The following is a 1,791-nucleotide window of genomic DNA, read 5'->3' as shown; positions in this document are numbered from 1 at the left end:
TCCCCCACCCGAAGATGGGGGATGGTTTTACTTGTTGATGCGGCCAATCATTTTGGTGAAGTTAAACCAGCGCCCATTTTCTGCTGCCATCATGTCGCGATCGCGAATAGCATAAGGATTATCGCATGCCAGCCACTCCTGCCAGGCTTGGTCGCAGCATTCGCTCTCAGTACACAACTCTATCTGCAAAAACGCGCTTTGCTGCCAAAGTTGTCGCCACCAGTCGACAGTGAAGAAGTTTATTTCTGGCTGCCAGTAAGGGGCTAACTCTGGAGGGACGCCATCGTTAAACGGCGTTTTCAATCCAGGCACGACGATAGCTACGCGGCCGCCGGGTTTGATAAACGGCGCGAGGTGGCTGTCAAAAAACGACGAACTGGCACCAAAGTAGTGGTACGCATCAATATTGATCAGCGCGTCGAAGCTATTTTCAGAAAACGGCTTCAGATGTGGAAGATCTGCCACATCCATATGCAATGGCGTTATCTGACCGAGTAACCCCATTTCCCTGAAGCGGTTAGCGTTATCTTCGGCAGACACCCACAAATCCATCGCCACCACCTCAACCTCCCATTGTTTTGCAAGATATATTGATGTCAGCCCCGTGCCGCAGCTTAAATCGAGTACCCGCATACCGGGTTTTAACGAGAGCGACGCGCAGACCTCTTCCGCCAGCAGCAGGGCGTTCGGGCCCATCATATTGGCGTTGATAAACTCACGGGAAAACATTGTGTTCATGGCAGTTTCCTTACTGGTTGTCCGGTTGTGCACGCACGTTGTTCAGCCCAGTGATGTTGATACGGTATGGCTGACCATGGACGGACTTGATCAGCTTTTTGGCTTTGAGTTTTTTGAAGACGGCGAGCGTACAGTCGCTGAGCAGCAACCCTTCACGGCTGTAACATTCAACGGAGGTGATGCGACCTGAAGTATCGCGGACGTGCACGATACGTCCACCTTTAGCGAGTACGTGTAAGGTACGTTGTTCCTGACGGGATAAATTCATACTGAAAAACCTGTTAATCATCATGTGCAAAACGTGCAAACACACAGCGGTGCTCGCATTCGATTTCGGCGCATTGATAACCAGCCCGGCCTGAAAAGGTCGGTAAGCTGATTATCTGATGATTACATTCTCCAGCATCAAAGCCTCGGTGAGAGTTGAAAGGTATTTACGGCGGGAATCATAACACATACTTTTTATATGGGAATGTGCAAGCCTGAAAAGTGTGATCTGAAATAAGGAACGATGGTTTGCTACCCCCTGAAATGCGCAAATTAACTCAGGTCATGAAGCGCTTTATCCACTGGCGGCGTCAACGTGATATCAAGAAAATCCACCGATAATCCGCTACGTTCAGGCGTACAACACATCACTCCGAGCACCGCGTGGGAAATAGCATAAACGCAACAGCGGCCAATGATGCCCTTCCATCGAATACTGCAATCTCAGGCTGTCCCCTTTGCGCGTCAACCGAAGCCAGAACTCACTTGGGTTGCCAGTGAAAATACCCGTTGCCCAGTCTGAATGCTCAAGCGTCAGCACACTGCCGATTGCAGGCGAACCGTCATTGAACTCAATGCCCGCTTTTACAGTCAGCGCTGAATCTTTGGTTGCTCGTATCATTACGCTGGCAACATCCCACCGTGAAGAGAAAACTGGCGAAGAAATTGTACGCTTAGGTAATCAATTGATGGCTATCTTATCTGAGCGCCAACAAAGAATAGGGCCAGTGAGTGAACAGTAACGTCCTGGGATACTTGAATGTCATAGGGGCACAACGTGCCCCT

At 50.0% G+C, this 1,791-nt stretch carries 2 protein-coding genes and 1 pseudogene; all 3 read right to left on the bottom strand.

What is annotated here, in order from left to right; all coding sequences use genetic code 11:
* Window positions 1-27: 27 nt before the first annotated feature.
* A complete protein-coding gene (locus AC2A1E_RS24020; RefSeq protein WP_484385847.1) occupies window positions 28-738 on the bottom strand; it encodes an SAM-dependent methyltransferase in 711 nt (236 codons plus the stop codon).
* A gap of 10 nt (window positions 739-748) precedes the next feature.
* A complete protein-coding gene (locus tag AC2A1E_RS24015; RefSeq protein ID WP_484385846.1) occupies window positions 749-1,006 on the bottom strand; it encodes a YjhX family toxin in 258 nt (85 codons plus the stop codon).
* Between the two features lie 272 nt (window positions 1,007-1,278).
* Window positions 1,279-1,657: pseudogene (locus tag AC2A1E_RS24010) on the bottom strand (DUF1349 domain-containing protein); the annotation flags it as partial.
* Window positions 1,658-1,791 lie beyond the last annotated feature (134 nt).

Source organism: Serratia sp. HNCC26DJ206, from assembly GCF_057180605.1.
The sequence above is the reverse complement of the archived record's forward strand: the minus strand, read 5'-3'. Positions and strand labels throughout refer to the sequence as shown.

What these genes read in the sequence shown, in the direction of transcription:
- AC2A1E_RS24020 (WP_484385847.1), bottom strand. Translation starts at nt 738, where the DNA reads ATGAACACAATGTTTTCCCGTGAGTTTATCAACGCCAATATGATGGGC.
- AC2A1E_RS24015 (WP_484385846.1), bottom strand. Translation starts at nt 1,006, where the DNA reads ATGAATTTATCCCGTCAGGAACAACGTACCTTACACGTACTCGCTAAA.